Raw genomic sequence first — 22,162 nt, 5'->3', positions numbered from 1 at the left:
ATTCCGAACCCGGAAGCTAAGCCTTGCTGCGCCGATGGTACTGCACCTGGGAGGGTGTGGGAGAGTAGGTCACTGCCGGCCTAAAAACTTCAAACATGAAAAGCGGTGTGTGTAGGATGTGAAGTCCTAGACACACCGCTTTTCGTCATCTAGTTAATAAATATTGGCTCAAGTACGGCTCTGAAAACCACAGAACTCGGTTATAATGTTTGCTTTTATGGAACATATCCAGCGGTTTTGGAAAACCCTACTAATCGGGTGGAAAATAAAGGCGTTCGATTACATTCCCACAGGAGGCGTTGATGGCTCATCAACCTATGCACGTGGTTCTCATGGGTGTCAGTGGCTGCGGAAAAACGTCGGTAGCCAGCGCTATTAGTAACAAACTCGGCTGGCCGTACGCTGAAGCCGATGACTTCCATCCAGAAGCCAACAAAACAAAAATGGCGGCTGGCATTGCTCTGACCGATGAAGATCGTTGGCCATGGTTAGACAGTCTTAAAGACTGGATGACACACCATGCAGCTGCCGGCAACAGCACCGTCGTCACGTGCTCGGCTTTGAAAAGGTCCTATCGTGACTTGTTAACACAGGCTAAGGGGGAGGTGCTCTTTGTCCACCTCGATGGTCCACAAGAGCTCATCGCTGAGCGTATGACGAAACGTGTGGGGCACTTTATGCCGACGACGCTTCTCCCTTCGCAGTTCGCGACCCTCGAACGACTCGACGAGTCTGAAAACGGGATCACCGTCGATATCACTCCCGCAATTCCCGATCTCGTCGAGAAAGTTCTGGGCGAGATCTCCCTGCGCCAAGGATAAGAACAATGATGACGCTTCTCGCAGCGGACACCGAGCCGCTGACTCATGCTTCGAGTTCTCAACTCGTCTTGGCGGCGTGCTTGGGCATCGCCGCAATTATCTTGCTCATTACCTGGGCAAAGATTCACCCCTTCCTCTCGCTGATGCTTGGATCCGCGATGCTGGCGCTCAGCGCTGGAATTCCGCTGGCTAAGACTTTCACCTCATTTAGCACCGGGCTGGGGTCAACAGTTGGTAGCGTAGGCGTGCTGATCGCGCTCGGTGCCATGATTGGTGCGCTGCTGGTGAGCTCGGGTGGAGCTGACCAGATTGTCGACACGTTTTTGGATCGAACGACCGTCGGCAAGCTGCCTTGGGTGATGGCTGCACTCGCGTTTATCATCGGTATTCCGCTGTTCTTCGAAGTCGGTCTGGTCTTGCTGATTCCAGTGGTTATGCTCGTTGCGCGGCGCTCCAAGATTCCGGTTATTCTACTTGGTATCCCTGCGCTTGCTGGTTTGTCGGCGCTGCATGGTTTGGTGCCGCCGCACCCTGGGCCACTGATCGCAATTGATGCGCTCAAGGCAAACTTGGGGCTCACGCTCGGCTTCGGTCTGTTGGTTGCCATTCCCACTGTGGTTATTTCCGGCCCAGTGGCTGCCAAAATGATGGTGAAGTGGGTTCCTATCCAGGCACCGGACACCTTTGATACGGAAACACCAATTGCTCGGGAGCTGCGCCCTAGTTTCTTCGTCGCGTTGTCGGTGATCTTAATGCCAGTGGTATTGATGCTGGCGAACACCGTTGCAGAAACTGCTGGCGTCGACGGGAAGTCTGCGCTCGGTACCGCCTTCGGCTTCTTTGGTAGCCCACTGGTGGCCTTGCTGATCACTGCCTTGTACGCCATGGTGATGCTCGGCCTGCGGTCCGGCAAAAACCTCAAAGAGGTATCTGACGTCGTTGGTGGTTCCTTCGCACCTATCGCGGGCATTCTGCTGATTGTTGGTGCTGGCGGCGGTTTCAAACAGACGCTCGTGGACTCGGGCGTTGCCAAAGTGATTGGTGCATGGATTGAGGGCGCACCGCTGTCGCCGTTGGTTGCCGGCTGGTTGGTTGCCGTGGCTGTCCGCTTGGCGACGGGCTCAGCAACCGTATCCACTATCACTACAGCAGGCATTATGGCGCCGGTCGCGGCGGCTGGAATGTCCGACACCCACATTGCACTGCTCGTGTTGGCTATTGGTGCCGGTTCAGTGTTCCTGTCCCATGTTAACGATGCTGGCTTCTGGTTGGTCAAGGAGTACTTCGGTATGACGGTGGGTCAAACCTTTAAGACCTGGTCTTTGATGGAAACCATCCTGTCGGTGGTTGGTCTGTTGTCGGTCCTGCTGCTGAGCTTGGTCGTTTGACATTGTGCTCAGGGAGGCTCCTTTCTAAGGAAAGAAAGGAGCCTTTTTCTATGCAAAAATCGATACCACGCCAGTGCCACAAGCAACCGTGGCGGTGAGATAGCCGATACTGACTTTGTACGGAAGACTTCCCACTTCTTTGGCAAGTGTCGACCAGGTAGAGAGCGCTCCTGCGACTCCGACACCCCAGAAGATAGGGGAGAAGTCATGGGAATAGACCCAAGCGAGTAACGCGCAGGCAATCATATTCGCGGTGAACGTACCCCACAGCGGTGGCAGGCTGCGGGCACAAAGGAGTCGAATCATGCCACCCATGACTCCACCGATAAAGACGAGCAGGACGATCATGACGTGGGCCGTTTCGCCAGTGCGTTGCCGACCTGCCACGCTGCCACGCATCCGATAACCGTGATAGCCATCGCGAGAGGATCTCGTGAGAAAGCGAAAGCGCTGAAGGTAGTGAAGCCACCGAGCACTCCTGTTCCCCAAAAAAGACCGGGGCGAAGCCGTCCCATGAGGAAACATCCCAGCACGTTGATCGCTATCGTCACCCACACCACCGGACCGAGGACCTGGGTTAACGCAAAGCGGGCCACAGCGCCTATGCCGGCGCCGCAGCCCACTTTCAGATAATCCATCACGGAAGGTAAGTTTAGCTACTTCCAGTCGCTACCTTGCTCCTGCAGGAACTTTTCTACGTCTGTAGGAGAGGCCTTCAGCTTAGGATCGAACTTCAGGTAGGCGTGAGTTTCCTTTGCAATGAAGCCGGAAAGCAGAATCAGACCGATCAGGTTTGGAAGCGCCATCAAACCATTGGCCAGGTCTGCAAGCGTCCAGACCGTCTCCAGCTCCGTGATCGCACCGAAGAACACCACCACGGTGAAAATCATGCGGTAGGGCAGCGCGCCGTGGCGGCCGACGAGACGTTCCACACAGCGCTCACCGTAGTAAGACCAGCCGATGATGGTGGAGAAGGCGAAGAACACCAGAGACACGGAGACGATAGTGCCACCCCAGTGGCCAGGGAGTCCGGCAGAGAATGCGTCAGCGGTCATCGTGCCTGCATTATCCTTACCGTTGGTCCAGGTGCCTGTGGAAATAATGACCAGGCCAGTGAACGTAACCACGACGATGGTGTCGATGAAGGTCTGTGTCATGGACACCAGGCCCTGGCGGACAGGGTGAGTGGTTTTCGCAGCGGCAGCGGCGATCGAGGCGGAACCCATACCGGACTCGTTGGAGAAGATACCGCGAGCAACACCCATTTGGAGAGCGAGGATGATGCCAGAGCCCAGGAAGCCACCAGTGGCTGCCGTGCCGCTAAATGCGTCACTAAAGATGAGAGCGAATGCTCCGGGGATCTGCTCAGCGTTGATCACCAGAACAGTAATCGCGCCCGTGATATAAATCAGGATCATCAGAGGTACGAAAGCGGACGTGACCCTACCGATCGCCTGGATGCCACCCAAGAGGACCGCACCGAGGCAGACGAACATGATAATGCCGGAGACATTAGGGGCAATGCCAAAAGCATCTTCCAGGCCGGTGGCCACAGCATTCGCCTGGGTCAGGTTGCCGATGCCGAAGCTCGCGACAATCGCGAACAAGGTGAATGCAATACCCAGGATCTTGCCTAGTGGCCCCTTAATGCCGCGCTCGAGGTAGTACTGCGGGCCACCGGATTGTTCGCCGGCGGAGTCGGTGGTACGGAAGCGAATGCCGAGAAACGCCTCGGAGTACTTGGACGCCATACCGACCAAGCCGGTTACCCACATCCAGAACAATGCGCCGGGTCCACCGACAGCGATTGCCGTGGCTACACCCACGATGTTGCCCACGCCGACAGTCGCGGCGAGTGCCGTGGTGAGGGCCTGGTAGTTCGTAATGTCGCCCTCACCGGTTTCGTCGTTAGGATCGATCAGCCCGTGCCGTAAGGCAACAAACAGCGTACGGAACTGAATGCCACGAAGCTGAATAGTGAGGATGAGACCAGTGCCCAAAAGAAGAGGGATCAGGAAGAAAGGTCCCCAAACGAAAGTATCGATATCACCCAAAAGGGTGTTGAAATCAGACATGGTTGTCTCCGCTAATTCTTGAGCTATGGTTTGCACCAACGTGGATAGACGAAGGTGATATGGATAACATTCTGCACTGTGAGGTGGGGTTTTGAAAAGCTTTCAAGGAAAAACCGGGTAATTTTATGCACTAAAGTATCGCTAATGTGCTGGTGAACGGTGGAAAACACCCTTCTTCGGAGCGGGGGTAGTGGAGGCTGTCCTGCAGCGCTTGGAAAAGACGGGAAAGATGGAAGGGGTACCCACGACTTTTTCGTCCAAAGGAGTAAAACATGGCACACGAGCGCGCTGGCCAACGGGCAACGTCAGCAGATCTTATTGACATCGCGGCGTTGGTGGCCGCCTACTACACCTTGGAACCTGACGTCACTATTCCGGATCAGCAAGTGGCGTTCGGCACCTCGGGCCACCGCGGTTCTGCCTTCGACACAGCCTTCAACGAGAACCACATCCTTGCTATCACCCAGGCGATCGTAGAGTACCGTGCCTCCCAAGGTATTGAGGGGCCACTGTTTATAGGTCGCGATACTCACGCGCTGTCGGAGCCGGCCATGCTGTCAGCGTTGGAGGTGCTGCTCGCCACCGACATTGAAGTGCTTGTCGACGACCGTGGCCGCTACACCCCAACCCCAGCGGTATCTCATGCCATTTTGTCCCACAACGCCAAGTTGGAAGGTGGCGTCCTTGGCACATCCCCGCAGCGCGCAGATGGCATCGTTATCACGCCATCGCACAATCCGCCGCGTGACGGTGGTTTCAAGTACAACCCACCGCATGGCGGACCTGCGGACACTGACGCCACGGACTGGATCGCTAAGCGGGCCAACGAGCTGCTGGAAAACGAGCTTGAGGGCATCGAGCTAACCCGTGTGGACGGCGTGTTGGACGAGCGTGCTACCCGCTACAACTACATGGACAACTATGTCAATGACCTGCCAAATGTGATCGACATTGAGGCTATTAAGAAGGCTGGCGTGCGCATTGGAGCTGACCCAATGGGCGGCGCTTCCGTGGACTACTGGGGGCGCATCGCTGAAGTTCACGGCCTGGATTTGACCGTCGTGAACCCTGAGGTAGACGCTACCTGGCGCTTCATGACCCTCGATACCGACGGCAAGATCCGTATGGACTGCTCCTCCCCGAATGCAATGGCATCGCTGATCGACAACCGAGACAAGTTCGACATTGCTACCGGCAACGATGCCGACGCTGATCGCCACGGAATTGTCACCCCAGATGCGGGGCTGATGAACCCGAACCACTACCTGGCTGTCGCAATTGATTACCTGTTCGCTCACCGTCCAGGGTGGGGAGAGCACACCGCCGTCGGTAAGACGCTTGTTTCCTCCTCCATGATTGACCGCGTCGTGGCGGCGCTGGGCCGTGACCTGGTGGAGGTTCCGGTCGGCTTTAAGTGGTTTGTGCCAGGGCTTGTCGACGGCTCCGTCGGCTTCGGTGGCGAGGAGTCTGCTGGTGCGTCCTTCCTGCGTCACGACGGTACCGTGTGGTCGACCGATAAAGATGGCATCATTCTCGACCTGTTGGCCGCAGAAATCATCGCGGTAACCGGTAAGACTCCGTCTCAGCGCTACGCCGAGCTTGCCGACGAGTATGGCGCGCCTGCTTATGCTCGCACGGACGCCGAGGCCAATCGCGAGCAAAAGGCTGTACTCAAGAAGCTGTCCCCGGAGCAGGTGACTGCCACTGAGCTGGCGGGGGAGTCGATTGTCGCGAAGATGACCGAAGCTCCGGGCAATGGTGCAGCAATTGGTGGCCTTAAGGTCACCACCGAGAATGCGTGGTTTGCAGCCCGGCCATCCGGCACGGAAGATAAGTACAAGATTTACGCTGAGTCCTTCAAGGGGGAAGAACACCTCAAGCAGGTTCAGCAGGAAGCCCAGGCGCTGGTTTCGGAAGTGCTGGGTAATTCCTAGTTAATTGCCAGCCACTACGCGGAAAGTTGTATATATGTCAACTAATATAAAGGGTCGGACTGTGTTCACAGTGCTCAGCATCGTGGCGCGGTTCGGGCTGGCGCTGGTGTGGCTGGTCTCGGGCTATCAAAAGATGGCCAATCCCATGGGCTTTCGACAGTCGATTCAGGCATATGAGCTGTTTTCACCGGGGCTAGTGGAGGTTATTGCACTCACACTTCCTCCTGTGGAAATAGTGCTGGGACTTTTCCTCTTGTGTGGGCTGTTCTTGCGACCTGCAGCTACGTTCACGGCAGTGATCATGGTCGGATTCATCGCAGGGATCAGCTCTGCGGCGATCCGTGGCCTGGAAATTGATTGTGGCTGTTTCTCCTCGGGGTCTGGGGAGTCGGGCTCCTTGGGATGGGCGATCGCCCGTGACGTGCTGTTTTTAGCGATGGCTGTGTGGGCAGTGAAGTTCCCATTTCGGAAACTGGCACTTCACCCCTAAAGTGAGAGATAACAGCAGGAAAACAAGTAAAGGTTGACTTCACGTGAGTAATAAAATCAAGAGCCCAAATGAGAAGAGCAATGGCTTCCTCTGGGCATTGGTGGCCGTCCTCGTAATTGCCGTAGCTGTGGTTGGCTACATCTTCGTCAGTGGCAAAGGTGCCAAGATTGAAAAAATCACCGAAGGTTTCGAAAAAACTGAGGTCACCTTCGACTTGTCCGTGAAAGACAACGCCTACCAGCTCAAGTCGGACAAGGCTACTGATTCAACTCCACAGGTAGACCTGTATGAAGACTTCTCTTGCCCGCACTGCTCAGACCTGGCCATTGCTACGGACAAGGACATGCTGGCCGCTGTCGATGCCGGTGAGCTGATCGTCAATATCCGCACCCTGCACTTCCTGGATCGTGGCAACAACGACGGCCACTCCACCCGCGCCGGTGACGCCCTCCGCGTCGTCGCTCAAACTGGCGACGCAAGTGCGTATTGGAACTTCCGTGACCTCCTTATGCAGAAGCAGCAGGAGATCTACAGCAAGTGGACCATGCAGGACTTCGCCGACGCTGCGAAGCAGGTCGGTGCCAGCGACGAAGCCGTCAAGCAGATTGCTGAACTTCCGGCAGATCACGCAGAAGCCGTGAAGGTCTTTGAGGCTAATGCTGAGAAGCTCCAGGAGGAAACCGGCAAGGTATCTTCCCCTCGCGTGATTAAGGATGGCAAGGACATCGAAGATTTGCAGAACTGGGTGGCAGTGGCCAAGCAGTCCTAGTTTTGCACTCCCTGTAACCCGCGCTCCGCTTCTTTAAAGTGGGGCGCTTTTTACGTTGGGGGGTTAAGTAAAAGGAAAGTGTTTCGTCTGGTGACTGGTGCCGATCTTCATGCATTTGGCCTGGTAGGTGCGGTAACGAACAAGATTTGTGCGCCTATATGACCCGGACCTTGTTGTACATGCTCTGGCTTTGCTTCACCACGGAATCTAAGCGCCAAATCGAGCGTACGCTTGGGATTTTCGAGCGTTTTTCGTCCCATCGGTACGCTTGATTCACGTGACTTCGGCGAGGGGGCACTAACCCCGGGGGCATTTTGCGGTGTAAGCATTTTATACTTATATGCGCATAGCAGACTACGCTGTCTACTCATGAATGCAGTACTAATTGCCGTACTTATCATGCTTATCCTCGCGGTTTCTCGCGTGCATGTCGTACTTTCTTTGTTTGTTGGAGCGGTTGTGGGTGGGCTCGTTGCCGGGCTCGGCCTCGACGGCACCATGGTCGCTTTTGAAGAAGGGCTTTCCGGTGGTGCGAAGCTAGCTCTGAGCTACGCCCTTCTTGGTGCTTTCGCGATGGCGGTGGCCAGTGCGGGATTGCCTAAGCTGCTCGCGAACAAACTGATCGGTGCGTTGAAGGTTGAGAGTGAGTCGGCTAAGAAAAACGCCGAAGCTGCCACCAAGTGGGGCATTGTCGTCGGTATTCTCGCGATGGCCATTATGAGTCAGAACCTGATTCCGGTCCACATCGCATTCATTCCACTGATCGTCCCTCCGCTACTCAAGGTCTTTAACCATCTGCGGCTGGATCGTCGCGCTGTGGCCTGCATTATCACCGGTGGCATGATCACCACGTACATGTGGGTACCGCTGGGCTTCGGTTCCATTTACCTCAACGATATTCTCCTCGGCAACATCGATAAGGCGGGTATGTCCACCGAAGGCATAAATGTCATGTCTGCCATGGCGATTCCGGCTGTCGGTATGATCGCTGGTCTGCTCATTGCTGTGTTGTTCAGCTACCGGAAACCGCGCACCTACCAAGACTTGCCTATTCAAGGGACCGTCGACAAGGATGAGCCGGTGTCACGGTACAAAATTATCGTATCGGTGATCGCGATCATTGCTACCTTCACGGTGCAGGTAGCAATGCAAGCACTCAACTTGGAGGCAGATTCCCTGCTGGTCGGCGCGCTGATTGGCCTGGCGATTTTCCTTGGTACGGGCGCCGTGAATTGGCGTGAAGCTGACGACGTGTTCACTGCCGGCATGAAAATGATGGCGCTCATCGGCTTCATCATGATCACCGCTCAAGGGTTTGCTGCTGTCATGTCTGCCACCGGCCACGTGGAAACCCTCGTGGATTCCTCCGCCGCGCTGTTCCAAGGTAATAAAACCGCAGCTGCGGGGGCGATGCTTGTGGTTGGTTTGATTGTGACCATGGGCATTGGGTCCAGCTTTTCGACGTTGCCGATCATCGCCACGATTTACGTGCCGCTGTGCATGTCCATGGGATTCTCCCCGCTGGCAACGGTCGCGCTCGTCGGTACGGCAGGCGCGTTGGGCGACGCCGGTTCCCCGGCGTCGGATTCCACTCTGGGGCCGACATCGGGTCTTAACGCTGATGGCCAGCACGATCACATCCGGGACTCGGTAATCCCGACGTTCCTGCACTTCAACTTGCCGTTGCTGGTGGCGGGTTGGGTTGCTGCCATGGTTCTCTAGTCGCCGGGGGAGGCTTCATGAGTTTCCCCGTTGACATCCGCTTTGACCTGCGGATTTGGTTAATCTTTCGCGGGTCATGTACTTTAAACAGGCATTCACTTTCAGCCGGAGGTTTGAATCTGGCTGTGAAGTGTTACGTGCGGGGCTATGGCGCAGCTGGTAGCGCACCACACTGGCAGTGTGGGGGTCACGGGTTCGAGTCCCGTTAGCTCCACCACAATAAAGCGCCTCGGTTTAGGAAACTGACCGGGGTGCTTTTCTTCGTTTCGCCTTGATAGCGTCGTCACATTACCCCCGTATTGTGAGGGGAGAGTCAGGAACTGTCGGATGGTGGCACAATAAGAGCTATGACTGAAAATTCCCCTATCACTGTCCTTGACCGCGAAGCATCTTTCGCAAAGCTGGGAACGCAGCAGCTCGGCCGGTTGGTTGTCCGCCGCAAAGAAGAGTTCGATATTTTCCCGGTGAATTATGTCCTCGACGGTGAAGACATCTACTTCCGCTCCGCGGAAGGTTCAAAGCTGTTTACTGTGGCATTGAATAGCGAAGTGTTGTTTGAGGCTGATGAGGTTTCCGAGGGCCACGCGTGGTCTGTGGTGGTTCGTGGTGAGGCACACCTGCTGACCTCGAATAAAGAGATCCAGCATGCGGATTCGTTGCCGTTGAAGCCGTGGATTCCAACATTGAAGTACAACTTTGTCAAGATCGTGGCACACGATATTTCGGGCCGAGAGTTCGATCTCGGTGAAGAACCAGAGCGTTACTAGCTCACGGTGCCTCCCTCCCGGTGACGGGGTGGGAGGCTCTTTTGGTTTTAGTCGCGCCACCAGGAGTCTTGGGGAGTGACCGGGGTGGTGCGCTTATGGCGCCCGATGCGCCATAGATGCTCAATGCGCTGGGCTGCTGCTACTGGAACATTAGCGGTGCCTTCGACGTAGTCGTCGATGTCGGCGTATGAGACCCCTAGGGCGATTTCGTCGGGTTGCATCGGTTTGTCGTCTTCGAGGTCAGCAGTAGGTATTTTTTTCCACGTGGATTCCGGCGCCCCGAGCGTCGATAAGAGCGCTGCCCCTTGGCGCTTTGACAGTCCGAAGAGGGGCAGAACGTCTGCGCCGCCGTCGCCAAACTTGGTGAAAAACCCGGTGACGTTCTCTGCCGCGTGGTCGCTGCCAATGACAAGAAGACCTTTTTCGCCGGCGAGTGCGTATTGCGCGATCATTCGTTGGCGAGCTTTGACGTTGCCGCGGTTGAAATCGCCAAGGTTCTCCTGCCCGAGCGCCTGGGCGACCGCTGCTTCCATAGCCGCCGTGGCGGGTTTGATGTTGACTGTTACCTCGTGGTCGGCGCGAATGAATTCTAGAGCGATACGTGCGTCCTCCTCATCGGCCTGCACGCCGTGAGGCAGGCGCATCGCCCAAAATTCAGCGTCGTAGCCTTCTGTGCGCAGCTTTTCGACGGCTAACTGCGCCAATCGACCTGCCACCGTAGAATCCTGACCGCCGGAAATCCCCAACACATAACCCCGCAGCCCCGTGCTGCGCAGGTAATCTGCGAGGAATTGGACGCGGGAATTGATCTCCTCCTGGGGGTCGATCGTTGGGCGGGTGTGCAATGCTGCGACGATTTCGCTTCTCACTGACATGACATACAGCATAGTGAAGTGGCAGGGTTATTAGACGTGAATGTTCAGACTCAAGTACCCGGCTATGCCCGGCTCGTTGCCCTTATTGCTGCGCTGGGCGGTGTCCTGTTTGGATACGACACCGGTGTGATGTCCGGGGCGCTGCTCTATATCGGTAAGGACTACCAGCTCACGCCCGCGACGGAAGGTTCCATCACTTCGATGCTGCTCGTCGGGGCAGCACTAGGGGCGTTGCTCGGCGGACGAGTCGCTGACGCCCTCGGCCGTAAGCTCACCTTGATCCTCGGCGGAGTGGTGTTCGTAGTGGGATCCCTTGCCTGTGCGGTCGCGACCTCCGTGCCGATGCTGGGGGCCGCCCGCACTCTGCTCGGCTTCGCCGTTGGCCTGGTCTCGATCGTGGTGCCGATGTACATCTCCGAAATGGTCCCACCTGCGGTGCGCGGCTCGCTCGTTTCCCTCAACACCCTCATGATTGTGGTGGGGCAGTTACTCGCCTTTCTCACTAACTCGGCGCTAGCCCACACTGGAAACTGGCGACTCATGCTGGGGCTGGCCGCCATCCCCGGAGCCATCCTGGCCGTGGGCATGATGTTCATGACAGACTCCCCAACCTGGCTGTACCGCAAAGGTAAAACAGCGGAGGCTGACGCTGTGGCGCAGCGGGTGGCGTTGAAAGAATCCGGGTCTGCTGATCCACGATCCGCGAAGCAAACCCGACGAGAAGAAAAAGAAGCACTGAAAATCCGGTGGGTGCGAACCACCGTGATCATTGCCGTCCTCGTAGGCATCACGCAGCAAATAACCGGCGTAAACGCAATTGTGTACTTTGCGCCGAAGATGATGAATATGGTGGGGATTTCCACTCAAAATGCGGTCTATACGTCCATTGTGATCGGTAGCGTCAGCGTTATCGCGTGCTGGGTCGGCATGATGCTGGTGGACAAGGTGGGGCGGCGTCGCCTGCTGACGATTGGCCTGAGCGGAACGACGACATCCCTCATCCTGCTCGCGGTCGCCTACAACTTTGCTGAAACAAACGCCAGCATCTCCTGGGCCGTATTGATCCTCATGGCACTGTTTATCGCGTTCCAACAAGCGGCGGTGTCTCTGACAACCTGGCTCCTACTCAGTGAACTGGTGCCACAACAAGCACGTGGTCTTGGCATGGGCATTGCCGGACTTGGCCTGTGGACAGCAAACTGGGCAGTAGCCCAGGGATTCCTGCCCATGGTCAGCGCCATCGGCGGCCCAGCCTCCTTCATTGTCTTCGCAGTGCTAGGTGGTTCCGCGCTAGTGTTCGTGCTTCGCTATGTTCCCGAAACCGCCGGCCGGAGTCTGACGGAAATTTCCGAGGACATGCGGGCACGTCACTCCCGTTTTGGTAAAAGCGCCACTGTCGGTTAACATAGATGTTCGTGTCATGGCTGGCACCGTTGTCAGCCGTCGAGAGTCGCCGCATACCCGCGCGTGGCTCCATTCTCATCGCGCATTAAAGAAAGGAGCGCCCGAATGAAGGTCCGTAAATCCCTTCGGTCGCTGAAGAACAAGCCGGGCGCCCAGGTTGTGCGTCGCCGTGGCAAGGTCTACGTCATCAACAAGAAGGAGCCACGCTTCAAGGCTCGCCAGGGCTAATCCCTGAGTATAAGCGCCCGTGCCGGTTTCGGCACGGGCGTTTTGTTTTGTCCCTGGGGCTGGGCTGGTTGTTCCCCTTTCTCTGTAATCCCCGGGAAGCGTTTCCCGGGTTTCGGTAGGTTTTCTTGCTGCAGACCTGCTATTTCTGTGTTGTGGTCCCGAGATCCGGGGAATGCTTCCCGGGTTTCAGTACTCGAGGGGGCGGGATGGCAAGTGGCTACCAGTGAGATTTCTAGCAAGGGCTAAATATAACAATTCGGTAACGAGGAAAGGGGGCGAGCTGGGGAAATGTCATTAGTGTAAGTCGGGAAGGTACAACGATGTAATTTGCAGCGAGTGGGAAGCGCAACATGTAGTGTCGCCGTTTGGCTGGATCCTGCAAATACTCACGTTGTAACTACTACATCTAGTATCCTTTGCGCTTTTTGGCCACAACGTATAGTGTCTTTTCTTGTCACCGAAACACAAAACACTGGCTCAACGGCCCGGTGGAAAAGCTTCGGTTAGTTCGTTAGTTTTCGGAATCTTCCTCTCTCTGTATCGCTAGATGCAGGAGCTAGTCTCTTAAGGATCGATCAACATGGCAATCACCGTTTACAGCAAGCCAGCTTGTGTCCAGTGCGTAGCAACCAAGAAGGCCCTCGATCGTGCTGGCCTTGAGTACAACTTGGTTGACATCAGCATGGACGATGATGCTCGTGACTATGTCATGGCACTTGGCTACCTGCAGGCGCCTGTCGTGGAAGCTAACGGCGAGCACTGGTCGGGTTTCCGTCCAGAGCGCATCCGCAGCCTCGCTGCTGAGGTTGCTTAAGTACTAACCGTTCGGTCCCTGTAGATCCGCAAGAGACCGGATCGCTGTCAAGAGATTCCACAGGGACATCAATTAAAGTGCCCGCCCTCTACATGTCGATTGAGGGCGGCCTTTGTTTTGTATTCCCCCGCATTGCAGAGAACACCATGCTCATCGTCTATTTTTCTTCCGCCACAGGAAACACGCACCGGTTCGTCGAAAAGCTCGGCTTTCCTAGTGCCCGAATTCCGATGCACAAAAGTGACGAACCACTGGTCGTCGATGAGCCTTATGTGCTGATCTGTCCAACGTATGGGGGAGGGGCGTCCATTACTGGGGTGAACTCCAAACCTGTCCCAGTGCAGGTCATTCGATTCCTCAATAATGAGCACAATCGCAGCCTGATTCGAGCCGTGATCGCAGGAGGGAACTCCAACTTCGGCACGGATTTCGGGGTGGCGGGCGATGTGATCTCGAAGAAATGCGGCGTGCCCTATGTTTATCGCTTTGAGTTGATGGGCAATGAAGAAGACGTCCGCATTGTTCGTGGCGGGCTCCTCGATAATGCCACTCAACTCGGTTTAACGGCAGCGTAAGCTGCGTGAACAACGTACTCTAGAATCCGAAACTCCAACTACGTAAGAGGAAACCTGACGTGACCATCACTAATGAATCCATCAAGGATCCCATGGCTGCTGCAGATCAGCTTGATTACCACGCGCTCAACGCGCTGTTGAATCTGTATGACAACGACGGCAAGATCCAGTTCGATAAGGACCGCGCCGCCGCCCGTCAGTTCTTCCTCCAGCATGTGAACCAAAACACCGTGTTCTTCCACAACCTGAAGGAAAAGCTCGACTACCTGCTGGAAAACAACTATTACGAGCAGGAAGTGCTCGATAAGTACGACTTCGAGTTTGTTAAATCCCTGTTCAAGCGCGCATACGCGGCGAAATTCCGCTTTACCACCTTCCTCGGCGCCTACAAGTACTACACTTCGTACACCCTCAAGACCTTCGACGGTAAGCGCTACCTGGAACGTTTTGAAGACCGCGTCTGCATGGTCGCACTGACCCTTGCGGCCGGCGACAAGACCATGGCCGAAAACCTGGTTGACGAGATCATCTCCGGCCGTTTCCAGCCGGCAACTCCGACCTTCCTCAACTCCGGTAAAGCTCAGCGCGGCGAGCCAGTTTCCTGCTTCCTGCTGCGCATCGAGGACAACATGGAGTCCATTGGCCGCGCCATCAATTCCGCGCTGCAGCTGTCCAAGCGTGGCGGTGGTGTGGCGCTGTTGCTGTCCAACCTTCGTGAAGCGGGAGCTCCGATCAAGAAGATCCAGAATCAGTCCTCTGGTGTGATCCCCGTGATGAAGCTGCTCGAGGACTCCTTCTCCTACGCCAACCAGCTGGGCGCTCGCCAGGGTGCTGGCGCTGTGTACCTGCACGCGCACCACCCGGACATCATGAAGTTCCTGGACACTAAGCGCGAGAACGCTGACGAGAAGGTACGCATCAAGACGCTGTCCCTCGGTGTTGTGATCCCAGACATCACCTTCGAACTGGCGAAGAAGAACGATGACATGTACCTGTTCTCGCCATACGATGTTGAGCGCGTCTACGGCAAGCCATTCGCCGACGTGCCGATCTCTGAGCACTACCACGAGATGGTGGAAGATGGCCGCATCCGAAAGACAAAGATCAACGCCCGCCAGTTCTTCCAGACCTTGGCGGAGATTCAATTCGAATCTGGCTACCCATACATCATGTTTGAGGACACGGTCAATGAAGCGAACCCAATCGCTGGCCGTATCACGCACTCAAACCTGTGCTCTGAGATTCTCCAGGTTTCCACGCCGTCCACGTTCAACGCTGACCTGTCCTACAAGGAAGTAGGCGAGGACATTTCATGTAATCTTGGCTCACTCAACATTGCGCTGACCATGGATTCCCCGAACTTCTCCCAGACCGTGGAAACTGCGATCCGCGGGCTGACCGCCGTGTCTGAACAGACCTCCATTGACTCGGTGCCATCCGTCAAGAAGGGCAACGATGCTGCCCACGCCATTGGACTGGGTCAGATGAACCTGCATGGTTACTTGGGGCGTGAGCGTATTCACTACGGTTCGGAAGAAGCGCTGGACTTTACCAACGTCTACTTCGCAGCAATCCTGTTTGAAGCAATTAAAGCCTCCACCAAGATTGCGCAGGAGCGGGGCCAGCGTTTCCAGGGCTTCGAAACCTCCGACTACGCCAGTGGCGCATACTTCGATCGCTTCGACCCAGCCGATTTCCAACCTAAGACCGATCGGGTGAAGGAGATCTTCGCGCAGTCCTCTGTGCAAATTCCGGACGCGGAAGCATGGGAAGCACTGAAGCGTGAGGTCATGGAGCATGGCATGTTCAACCGCAACCTACAGGCGGTGCCACCAACAGGTTCGATTTCGTACATCAACCACTCCACCTCCTCGATCCACCCGATTGCCTCTCGCATTGAGATCCGTAAGGAAGGCAAGATTGGTCGCGTCTACTACCCGGCGCCGTTCATGACCAACGACAACCTTGAGTTCTTCGAGGATGCCTACGAGATCGGCTTCGAGAAGATCATCGACACCTACGCCGTCGCCACCAAATATGTGGACCAAGGGTTGTCCCTGACCTTGTTCTTCAAGGACACTGCCACCACCCGCGACATCAACCGCGCGCAAATCTACGCGTGGCGTAAGGGCATCAAGACCATCTACTACATCCGCCTGCGTCAAACCGCGCTGGAAGGTACGGAGGTCGAGGGCTGCGTCAGCTGCATGCTGTAACAGCTGATGGGCGTCGCTAAGCAAGCTGCTTAACGACGCCCATTTTTAGCGTTCCTGGAGGCGCTTACGCGGTGGCTGACTCCAATGCAATCAGCTTCGCGCACTCCTGCGACGCTGCGTTGTCATCGCGGTGGAAAATGGCTTCCGCCAAGGCGTCGTAGGTATCGAGGAGCTCGCTCGACGGCTGAGCGTCAAATCCACCGGCGTCGTACCGGGCGCGAATCACGGCAGAAATCGATGGGATGAGTGCAGAAAACATTTCATTGTCCGAGCACTCCAGCAGCAATGAGTGAAACTCGAGATTCGTGTTCAGGAACTCCTCGCTGGTTCCTTCCTTGTCAGCGCCGAGCGTGCGCATCGTCGCTGCGAGGTCACGGAGTCGCTGCCCCTCCCGCTGGCTCGCTGCCACGGCTGCAATCGCGGCGGCGCGAGGTGCTACAGCTTCCCGTAGAGCAGTGAGGGACGACAGCTGCTCGTTACGTTGAGAAGGCTCCCGGAGGCGCCACCGGATGATCGGTTCGCTAAACACCGACCACTGGGAGGATGGCAACACCGTGATGCCAACGCGACGTGAAGAGGACACCATCCCGAGGTGTTCTAGTGCACGCATGGTCTCGCGAGCAACAGTGCGAGAAATCGAGAAGGACTCGCACAGCGTCTGCAGGGTGAACTTCTCACCCGATTTGATCTTGCCACTGACAATGTCCGAGCCGATCTGATCCAACACAGTCTCCAAGAGCGGAGCATGGGGGCGAATGGGCATGGTTGGCATGAGTGGATTTCCTTATTATTGATGTCTAATCGTTCGAGGGGTGACGCGGTTTCTCCTTCCGTTAGTGCCTAGAAGAACCAACGGAAAACCAACAATGTTCAACAAAGAAACCGTGACGGCTCCCTCACCAGCAGTTGCAAGAAAGAAGTCGATGACAAAGAATGTAGTACACGACTGGCTCTAGTTCCACTAAGCGCCATGAATTAAATGCCGTTCACCATTGCTTATTTGTTTTAGTTGTCAGCATAATTCTGAACGTCGTGTGTGAGCGATCGGCGGAAGCTGTCCCCTTTTGCTGTTAAGAACGTGCGCTACCGTGCAAAAATGATCGGGCAGCGGGGGGAGGAAGCAATTTTTGGTTTTTGCCTATCAGTGGCAAATATTCAAGCCAGCTGGCAAAGGGGTTGGGATCGCATGTGAGCCACCCTTAGTGGAATGTGAATAAAACTGTGCTTCGGGGGCAATGGTCAGATGTTGACTCGGCTTAAAACGGGGCAAAGTTGGCCCCTCGTCAGTGGCTGTAGGTTGCGATTTCCGCTTCTGCAACAACGCGGTAAGGTGGTAGGCACATTAAAAATGGAAGGGTCAGTAATCGTATGTCTCTTGAATCGCATGCGCCTTCTCATCGTCACGATGAGCAAAACCGAGTGTTGGCAGGGCCAATTTCGGCAATCAACTGGAACGAGATTCCAGACGAAAAAGACCAAGAAGTGTGGGACCGTCTCACCGGTAACTTCTGGCTTCCTGAAAAAGTTCCAGTGTCCAACGACATCAAGAACTGGGAAATGTTCAATGATCAAGAACGGCTCGCAACCATGCGAGTTTTCACCGGCCTGACCTTGCTGGATACTATCCAGGGCACGGTCGGTGCGGTTTCCTTGATTCCGGATGCCGTCACTCCCCATGAGGAAGCAGTACTTACCAACATTGCGTTCATGGAGTCGGTGCACGCTAAGTCTTACTCCAATATCTTTATGACGCTTGCGTCCACCGCAGAGATTAACGATGCCTTCCGTTGGTCCGAGGAAAACGAGTACTTGCAGAACAAGGCCAAGATCATCCTCGATTTCTACGACGGAAAAGATCCGCTCAAGCGCAAGGTCGCCTCGACACTGCTCGAGTCGTTCCTGTTCTACTCCGGTTTCTATCTGCCGATGTACTGGTCTTCCCACGGCAAGCTGACCAACACTGCGGATATGATCCGCCTCATCATTCGCGATGAAGCTGTCCATGGTTACTACATCGGGTACAAGTACCAAAAGGCCTTGGAAAAGGAAACGCAGGCGCGCCGCGACGAAATGAAGGAACACACCTTCGACCTGGTCTTCGAGCTCTATGACAATGAGATCCAATACACGGAAGATCTCTACGACGAACTGGGCTGGACAGAAGATGTAAAGAAATTCCTGCGCTACAACGCGAACAAGGCCCTGAACAACCTGGGTTACGAAGGACTCTTCCCGGCAGATGACACCAAGGTGTCCCCAGCTATCCTGTCTGCGCTTTCTCCAAATGCCGACGAGAATCACGATTTCTTCTCCGGTTCCGGTTCCTCCTACGTGATCGGCAAAGCTGAGATCACCACCGACGACGACTGGGACTTCTAGGTTCTCGGTTACGATGGCCGGCCGTCGCTCTCCAAAAATGAGGGCGGGGGCCGGCCATTAGTATTGACGCCCGAAATTTGGCGTACGGATGGGATGAATTAGGACTCAGAAATCCCATCCGTACGCTCGATTCCTGATTTTGGGTTCTTTGCTTCAGGGGCTCGGGTTAGCTTGTTGCATTTTTGGATACGGCTAGCCCATTGCATGAAGTTGGCGACCGCCGGGTCTGCAAGCTGCCAGCGATCTCGATCTCCGTGCGGAGCGGGAGGGTGGCAAGGGGTACAACTAAGGGTTGATGTGTGAAATCGCGGGAGGGGAACTGCAGTTGTGGACGAAGTGACAAAAGTGAACGCTCGCACGGCGTTGAGCGGGGACGATACAACTGATGAACGTTTAAGTGATTGTATAACTAGCGAAAATTGAAAATATTGTTTCGTGTCGCAGCGCAATTGGTTCCCCAATGTGTGCAAGGCAATACCCCCGCAGTCTGATAAGAGTTACCGAAATGCCTTAGGGGACGCTAGACTTGGCCGGGTAACCGGTCTATATGGCCGGATAGGTTCATTGTGTCTCAAATGAAGGTTTGGGTCATAATAATGGAAGATTCTGTGAGGGCAGGGTCTTTCGCTTAGTCAGGAGGAACTAATGACCGCTGTAGCGCCTAAGGTCGACCATTCGGTCGTACCAGCAAGGCCTGCACCTACCGGCAATGCCCGCAAGGGTTCTTTTGCTTGGAAGATGCTTACCACCACCGACCACAAGCAGCTGGGCATCATGTACATCATCATGTCCTTCAGCTTCTTCTTCCTCGGTGGCCTGATGGCTCTGCTGATTCGTGCCGAGCTGTTCTCCCCAGGACTTCAGTTCCTGTCGAACGAGCAGTTCAACCAGATGTTCACCATGCACGGCACCGTTATGCTGCTGCTGTACGGCACCCCAGTGGTGTGGGGCTTTGCAAACTACATTCTCCCACTCCAGATTGGTGCACCGGACGTTGCATTCCCACGTCTGAACGCTTTCGGTTTCTGGCTGACCACCATCGGTGGTGTCGCGATGCTGTCCGGCTTCCTGACCCCAGGTGGTGCAGCAGACTTCGGCTGGACCATGTACTCCCCACTGTCTGACTCCATCCACTCCCCAGGCATCGGCTCTGACATGTGGATCGTCGGCGTTGGTGCCGGTGGAGTTGGTACCATTTTGTCCGCAGTGAACATGCTGACCACCATCCTGTGCCTCCGTGCACCAGGTATGACCATGTTCCGCATGCCAATTTTCACCTGGAATATCTTTGTCACCTCCGTTATCGCACTGCTGATCTTCCCGGTTCTGACTGCAGCTGCCCTAGGTGTGCTGTTTGACCGCAAGCTCGGTGGCCACCTCTACGATCCAGGCAACGGTGGCTCCATTATGTGGCAGCACCTGTTCTGGTTCTTCGGTCACCCTGAGGTATATGTCCTTGCGCTGCCATTCTTCGGCATCATCTCTGAGGTCGTGCCAGTGTTCTCCCGCAAGCCAATGTTCGGCTACGTCGGCCTGATCTTCGCAACCTTGTCCATCGGCGCACTGTCCATGGCTGTGTGGGCACACCACATGTTTGTCACCGGTGCGGTTCTTCTTCCGTTCTTCTCCTTCATGACTTTCCTGATCTCCGTGCCAACCGGCGTGAAGTTCTTCAACTGGGTAGGCACCATGTGGAAGGGGCACATTTCTTGGGAGACCCCAATGGTGTGGGCCATGGGCTTCCTGGTTACCTTCCTCTTCGGTGGCCTCACCGGCATCATGCTGGCATCCCCACCACTGGACTTCCACATCTCGGACACCTACTTCGTGGTTGCGCACTTCCACTACACCCTGTTCGGCACCATCGTGTTCGCCTCCTGCGCAGGTGTGTACTTCTGGTTCCCGAAGATGACCGGTCGTATGCTGGATGAAAAGCTGGGTATGTGGCACTTCTGGCTGAGCTTCTTCGGCTTCCACGGCACCTTCCTGGTTCAGCATTGGCTGGGTAACATGGGTCTGCCACGTCGTTACGCTGACTACCTTGACTCCGATGGCTTCACCCTGCTGAACCAGATCTCCACGGTCTCCGCGTTCATCCTCGGCCTGTCCGTCATCCCATTTATTTGGAACGTCTTCAAGTCCTGGCGCTACGGCGAGATCGTCACCGTTGACGATCCATGGGGCTACGGCAACTCCCTCGAGTGGGCAACCTCTTGCCCTCCTCCACGACACAACTTCACCTCCATGCCTCGCATTCGCTCCGAACGCCCAGCGTTCGAACTGCACTACCCTCACATGGTCGAGCGTATGCGTGCAGAGGCACACTCCGGTCGCCACTAAGAACCGGTTTCTATCGCACTTGGCGATGTGAACTCACCCCCAGCAGTCGATTGTTACGACTGCTGGGGGTGGCCCTGTTTTAGCCATCTGTTTAAGCGTGAAAGAATGAAGCCATGACTACGGATCTCCCTGAAGAGCACTTCAACGCACTTGCCGACGGCCTCGTGCCAGTAATCATCACCGTCACCGGCTCCGACCAAGCAGGCGTCTCAGCAGCTGTTTTCCGAGTGCTGGCAGCGCATGGCGTGCAACTCGTTGATATTGAACAATCGGTATTCCGAGGACAGCTCTCCCTGGCTGCGTTCGTGGGAATGAAACCAGAGAAAATTGATACCGTTTCTGAGGGGCTGCGCAACACCCTGAAGGTACACGGACTGCAGGTTACTGTGGCTGAACTCCCCGCGGTACCACAGCCTAGGCCCCACTCCACCCACGTTCTGGCGCTGTTGGGCTCGGTGGTCACTGCGGAACACGTGTACAAGCTCGGCCAGACTCTCGCTAATTATGGCGCCAATATTGAGGCCTACCGAGGCCTGACTGATTACCCCATCACGGCCATTGAGCTCGACGTATCTGTCCCTAACGCTGAGCCGGGAGGTGGGGTACCGCTTCGTCGCGCGCTGGCAGAGCTTTCTCACGAGATCGGTGTCGATATCGCAATCGACCGCGCGGGTGTACAGCGACGCGCCAAGGGATTGATTTGCTTTGACTGCGATTCGACGCTGATTACTCAAGAAGTCATCGAAATGCTGGCTGCATACGCTGGTAAAGAAGCCGAGGTTGCAGCGGTGACCGACCGGGCAATGCGCGGCGAACTTGATTTTGAGGAGTCGTTGCGGGAACGTGTTGCGACTCTGGCGGGCCTCGATGAGTCAGTGATCCACGCCGTCGCACGAGATCTAAAGCTCACACCAGGCGTGCGAACCACCCTGAAGACCCTGCAAAAGATGGGATACAAGACAGCCGTGGTCTCTGGCGGGTTTATCCAGGTTCTAGAGGATCTAGCAGAGGACCTGAAGTTGGACTACGTGCGTGCAAACACCCTGGAAATCGTGGATGGCAAGCTCACTGGTCGAGTGATCGGCAAGGTGGTGGATCGCCCAGCAAAGGCGGATTTCCTGCGGGAATTCGCGGCAGATTCTGGCCTGGACATGCACCAGACTGTAGCGGTCGGCGATGGTGCCAACGACATTGACATGATCTCGGCGGCTGGTCTGGGGATTGCCTTTAATGCGAAGCCGGCGTTGCGCGAGGTCGCGGACGCTGCGGTCACGTCGCCGTTCATGGATGAGGTGCTGTACATGTTGGGCATCAACAAGCTCGATGTTGACCGTGCTGCCCGCTAGCTTTGAGAGGGCACACCAG

At 55.8% G+C, this 22,162-nt stretch carries 20 protein-coding genes, 1 tRNA gene and 1 rRNA gene; 17 read left to right on the top strand and 5 right to left on the bottom strand.

Annotated elements, in window-relative coordinates; translation table 11 throughout:
- The 3 genes from rrf to ACZ6ZO_RS05760 all read left to right on the top strand — a co-directional run.
- Nucleotides 1-81 (top strand): 5S ribosomal RNA (gene rrf / locus ACZ6ZO_RS05770); the annotation flags it as partial.
- A gap of 221 nt (nucleotides 82-302) precedes the next feature.
- The gene (locus ACZ6ZO_RS05765) at nucleotides 303-821 is read left to right on the top strand and encodes a gluconokinase (RefSeq protein ID WP_182385478.1); all 519 of its coding nucleotides are present in this window, start codon (nucleotides 303-305) and stop codon (nucleotides 819-821) included.
- 5 nt (nucleotides 822-826) lie between these two features.
- Entirely contained in the window at nucleotides 827-2,209 is a 1,383-nt protein-coding gene (locus ACZ6ZO_RS05760) for a GntP family permease (RefSeq protein WP_465291208.1), read from the top strand.
- 48 nt (nucleotides 2,210-2,257) lie between these two features.
- Here the strand turns inward: ACZ6ZO_RS05760 and ACZ6ZO_RS05755 are convergent, their stop codons facing one another.
- The 3 genes from ACZ6ZO_RS05755 to ACZ6ZO_RS05745 are packed head-to-tail and all read right to left on the bottom strand — an operon-like array spanning nucleotide 2,258 to nucleotide 4,284.
- Nucleotides 2,258-2,608: a FluC/FEX family fluoride channel gene (locus ACZ6ZO_RS05755; protein WP_232843242.1), complete on the bottom strand. Its 351-nt coding sequence runs from the start codon at nucleotides 2,606-2,608 to the stop codon at nucleotides 2,258-2,260.
- Nucleotides 2,554-2,847, bottom strand: a complete 294-nt coding sequence (locus tag ACZ6ZO_RS05750) for a fluoride efflux transporter family protein (protein ID WP_465291218.1) — start codon at nucleotides 2,845-2,847, stop codon at nucleotides 2,554-2,556. The genes ACZ6ZO_RS05755 and ACZ6ZO_RS05750 overlap by 55 nt, the downstream gene beginning before the upstream one ends.
- 18 nt (nucleotides 2,848-2,865) lie before the next feature.
- Nucleotides 2,866-4,284 carry an alanine/glycine:cation symporter family protein gene (locus tag ACZ6ZO_RS05745; RefSeq protein ID WP_182385480.1) on the bottom strand — a complete coding sequence of 473 codons (1,419 nt, stop codon included), beginning with the start codon at nucleotides 4,282-4,284 and terminating at the stop codon, nucleotides 2,866-2,868.
- Between the two features lie 272 nt (nucleotides 4,285-4,556).
- On the opposite strand from ACZ6ZO_RS05745, the gene pgm reads away from it, so the two are divergent.
- The 6 genes from pgm (at nucleotide 4,557) to ACZ6ZO_RS05715 (ending at nucleotide 9,966) form a co-directional block, all read left to right on the top strand.
- A complete protein-coding gene (gene pgm / locus ACZ6ZO_RS05740) occupies nucleotides 4,557-6,218 on the top strand; it encodes a phosphoglucomutase (alpha-D-glucose-1,6-bisphosphate-dependent) (RefSeq protein WP_465291205.1) in 1,662 nt (553 codons plus the stop codon).
- 34 nt (nucleotides 6,219-6,252) lie between these two features.
- Nucleotides 6,253-6,708, top strand: a complete 456-nt coding sequence (locus ACZ6ZO_RS05735; RefSeq protein WP_244310990.1) for a MauE/DoxX family redox-associated membrane protein — start codon at nucleotides 6,253-6,255, stop codon at nucleotides 6,706-6,708.
- A 43-nt stretch (nucleotides 6,709-6,751) separates the two neighbouring features.
- Nucleotides 6,752-7,477 carry a DsbA family protein gene (locus ACZ6ZO_RS05730; protein WP_465291203.1) on the top strand — a complete coding sequence of 242 codons (726 nt, stop codon included), beginning with the start codon at nucleotides 6,752-6,754 and terminating at the stop codon, nucleotides 7,475-7,477.
- A 369-nt stretch (nucleotides 7,478-7,846) separates the two neighbouring features.
- Entirely contained in the window at nucleotides 7,847-9,199 is a 1,353-nt protein-coding gene (locus tag ACZ6ZO_RS05725; RefSeq protein WP_465291201.1) for a Na+/H+ antiporter family protein, read from the top strand.
- A gap of 141 nt (nucleotides 9,200-9,340) precedes the next feature.
- Nucleotides 9,341-9,416: transfer RNA gene (locus tag ACZ6ZO_RS05720), tRNA-Ala, on the top strand.
- 130 nt (nucleotides 9,417-9,546) lie between these two features.
- Entirely contained in the window at nucleotides 9,547-9,966 is a 420-nt protein-coding gene (locus ACZ6ZO_RS05715; protein WP_182385485.1) for a pyridoxamine 5'-phosphate oxidase family protein, read from the top strand.
- A gap of 47 nt (nucleotides 9,967-10,013) precedes the next feature.
- On the opposite strand, the gene nadE is transcribed toward ACZ6ZO_RS05715, so the two are convergent.
- Nucleotides 10,014-10,841, bottom strand: a complete 828-nt coding sequence (gene nadE / locus ACZ6ZO_RS05710; RefSeq protein WP_182385486.1) for an ammonia-dependent NAD(+) synthetase — start codon at nucleotides 10,839-10,841, stop codon at nucleotides 10,014-10,016.
- Nucleotides 10,842-10,877: 36 nt separating this feature from the next.
- On the opposite strand from nadE, the gene ACZ6ZO_RS05705 reads away from it, so the two are divergent.
- From ACZ6ZO_RS05705 to nrdE, 5 genes are all read left to right on the top strand, one after another.
- Nucleotides 10,878-12,245, top strand: coding sequence for a sugar porter family MFS transporter (locus ACZ6ZO_RS05705; protein ID WP_465291198.1), 1,368 nt, complete (start codon nucleotides 10,878-10,880; stop codon nucleotides 12,243-12,245).
- Nucleotides 12,246-12,350: 105 nt separating this feature from the next.
- Complete coding sequence (ykgO, locus tag ACZ6ZO_RS05700) at nucleotides 12,351-12,473, top strand: type B 50S ribosomal protein L36 (protein WP_005511141.1); 123 nt, start codon at nucleotides 12,351-12,353, stop codon at nucleotides 12,471-12,473.
- Between the two features lie 580 nt (nucleotides 12,474-13,053).
- Complete coding sequence (gene nrdH, locus ACZ6ZO_RS05695) at nucleotides 13,054-13,287, top strand: glutaredoxin-like protein NrdH (protein ID WP_182385488.1); 234 nt, start codon at nucleotides 13,054-13,056, stop codon at nucleotides 13,285-13,287.
- A gap of 146 nt (nucleotides 13,288-13,433) precedes the next feature.
- Entirely contained in the window at nucleotides 13,434-13,862 is a 429-nt protein-coding gene (gene nrdI, locus ACZ6ZO_RS05690) for a class Ib ribonucleoside-diphosphate reductase assembly flavoprotein NrdI (RefSeq protein ID WP_182385489.1), read from the top strand.
- A 92-nt stretch (nucleotides 13,863-13,954) separates the two neighbouring features.
- On the top strand, nucleotides 13,955-16,078 hold the full coding sequence (nrdE, locus tag ACZ6ZO_RS05685; protein WP_465291216.1) for a class 1b ribonucleoside-diphosphate reductase subunit alpha: 2,124 nt from the start codon (nucleotides 13,955-13,957) through the stop codon (nucleotides 16,076-16,078).
- A 64-nt stretch (nucleotides 16,079-16,142) separates the two neighbouring features.
- On the opposite strand, the gene ACZ6ZO_RS05680 is transcribed toward nrdE, so the two are convergent.
- Nucleotides 16,143-16,850: a FadR/GntR family transcriptional regulator gene (locus ACZ6ZO_RS05680; protein ID WP_465291195.1), complete on the bottom strand. Its 708-nt coding sequence runs from the start codon at nucleotides 16,848-16,850 to the stop codon at nucleotides 16,143-16,145.
- A gap of 596 nt (nucleotides 16,851-17,446) precedes the next feature.
- On the opposite strand from ACZ6ZO_RS05680, the gene nrdF reads away from it, so the two are divergent.
- From nrdF to serB, 3 genes are all read left to right on the top strand, one after another.
- On the top strand, nucleotides 17,447-18,457 hold the full coding sequence (gene nrdF, locus ACZ6ZO_RS05675; RefSeq protein ID WP_465291193.1) for a class 1b ribonucleoside-diphosphate reductase subunit beta: 1,011 nt from the start codon (nucleotides 17,447-17,449) through the stop codon (nucleotides 18,455-18,457).
- Nucleotides 18,458-19,102: 645 nt separating this feature from the next.
- A complete protein-coding gene (gene ctaD, locus ACZ6ZO_RS05670; RefSeq protein WP_465291191.1) occupies nucleotides 19,103-20,797 on the top strand; it encodes an aa3-type cytochrome oxidase subunit I in 1,695 nt (564 codons plus the stop codon).
- A gap of 113 nt (nucleotides 20,798-20,910) precedes the next feature.
- The gene (serB, locus tag ACZ6ZO_RS05665; protein ID WP_465291189.1) at nucleotides 20,911-22,143 is read left to right on the top strand and encodes a phosphoserine phosphatase SerB; all 1,233 of its coding nucleotides are present in this window, start codon (nucleotides 20,911-20,913) and stop codon (nucleotides 22,141-22,143) included.
- Nucleotides 22,144-22,162: the final 19 nt, after the last annotated feature.

This window comes from Corynebacterium sp. NPDC104732 (assembly GCF_055583565.1).
The sequence above is the reverse complement of the archived record's forward strand: the minus strand, read 5'-3'. Positions and strand labels throughout refer to the sequence as shown.

What these genes read in the sequence shown, in the direction of transcription:
- nrdE (WP_465291216.1), top strand. Translation starts at nt 13,955, where the DNA reads ATGGCTGCTGCAGATCAGCTTGATTACCACGCGCTCAACGCGCTGTTG.
- ACZ6ZO_RS05735 (WP_244310990.1), top strand. Translation starts at nt 6,253, where the DNA reads ATGTCAACTAATATAAAGGGTCGGACTGTGTTCACAGTGCTCAGCATC.
- ACZ6ZO_RS05715 (WP_182385485.1), top strand. Translation starts at nt 9,547, where the DNA reads ATGACTGAAAATTCCCCTATCACTGTCCTTGACCGCGAAGCATCTTTC.
- ACZ6ZO_RS05755 (WP_232843242.1), bottom strand. Translation starts at nt 2,608, where the DNA reads ATGCGTGGCAGCGTGGCAGGTCGGCAACGCACTGGCGAAACGGCCCAC.
- ctaD (WP_465291191.1), top strand. Translation starts at nt 19,103, where the DNA reads ATGACCGCTGTAGCGCCTAAGGTCGACCATTCGGTCGTACCAGCAAGG.
- pgm (WP_465291205.1), top strand. Translation starts at nt 4,557, where the DNA reads ATGGCACACGAGCGCGCTGGCCAACGGGCAACGTCAGCAGATCTTATT.
- ACZ6ZO_RS05680 (WP_465291195.1), bottom strand. Translation starts at nt 16,850, where the DNA reads ATGCCAACCATGCCCATTCGCCCCCATGCTCCGCTCTTGGAGACTGTG.
- ACZ6ZO_RS05725 (WP_465291201.1), top strand. Translation starts at nt 7,847, where the DNA reads ATGAATGCAGTACTAATTGCCGTACTTATCATGCTTATCCTCGCGGTT.
- nadE (WP_182385486.1), bottom strand. Translation starts at nt 10,841, where the DNA reads ATGTCAGTGAGAAGCGAAATCGTCGCAGCATTGCACACCCGCCCAACG.
- nrdH (WP_182385488.1), top strand. Translation starts at nt 13,054, where the DNA reads ATGGCAATCACCGTTTACAGCAAGCCAGCTTGTGTCCAGTGCGTAGCA.
- ykgO (WP_005511141.1), top strand. Translation starts at nt 12,351, where the DNA reads ATGAAGGTCCGTAAATCCCTTCGGTCGCTGAAGAACAAGCCGGGCGCC.
- ACZ6ZO_RS05750 (WP_465291218.1), bottom strand. Translation starts at nt 2,847, where the DNA reads ATGGATTATCTGAAAGTGGGCTGCGGCGCCGGCATAGGCGCTGTGGCC.
- ACZ6ZO_RS05745 (WP_182385480.1), bottom strand. Translation starts at nt 4,284, where the DNA reads ATGTCTGATTTCAACACCCTTTTGGGTGATATCGATACTTTCGTTTGG.
- serB (WP_465291189.1), top strand. Translation starts at nt 20,911, where the DNA reads ATGACTACGGATCTCCCTGAAGAGCACTTCAACGCACTTGCCGACGGC.
- nrdF (WP_465291193.1), top strand. Translation starts at nt 17,447, where the DNA reads ATGTCTCTTGAATCGCATGCGCCTTCTCATCGTCACGATGAGCAAAAC.
- ACZ6ZO_RS05760 (WP_465291208.1), top strand. Translation starts at nt 827, where the DNA reads ATGATGACGCTTCTCGCAGCGGACACCGAGCCGCTGACTCATGCTTCG.
- nrdI (WP_182385489.1), top strand. Translation starts at nt 13,434, where the DNA reads ATGCTCATCGTCTATTTTTCTTCCGCCACAGGAAACACGCACCGGTTC.
- ACZ6ZO_RS05765 (WP_182385478.1), top strand. Translation starts at nt 303, where the DNA reads ATGGCTCATCAACCTATGCACGTGGTTCTCATGGGTGTCAGTGGCTGC.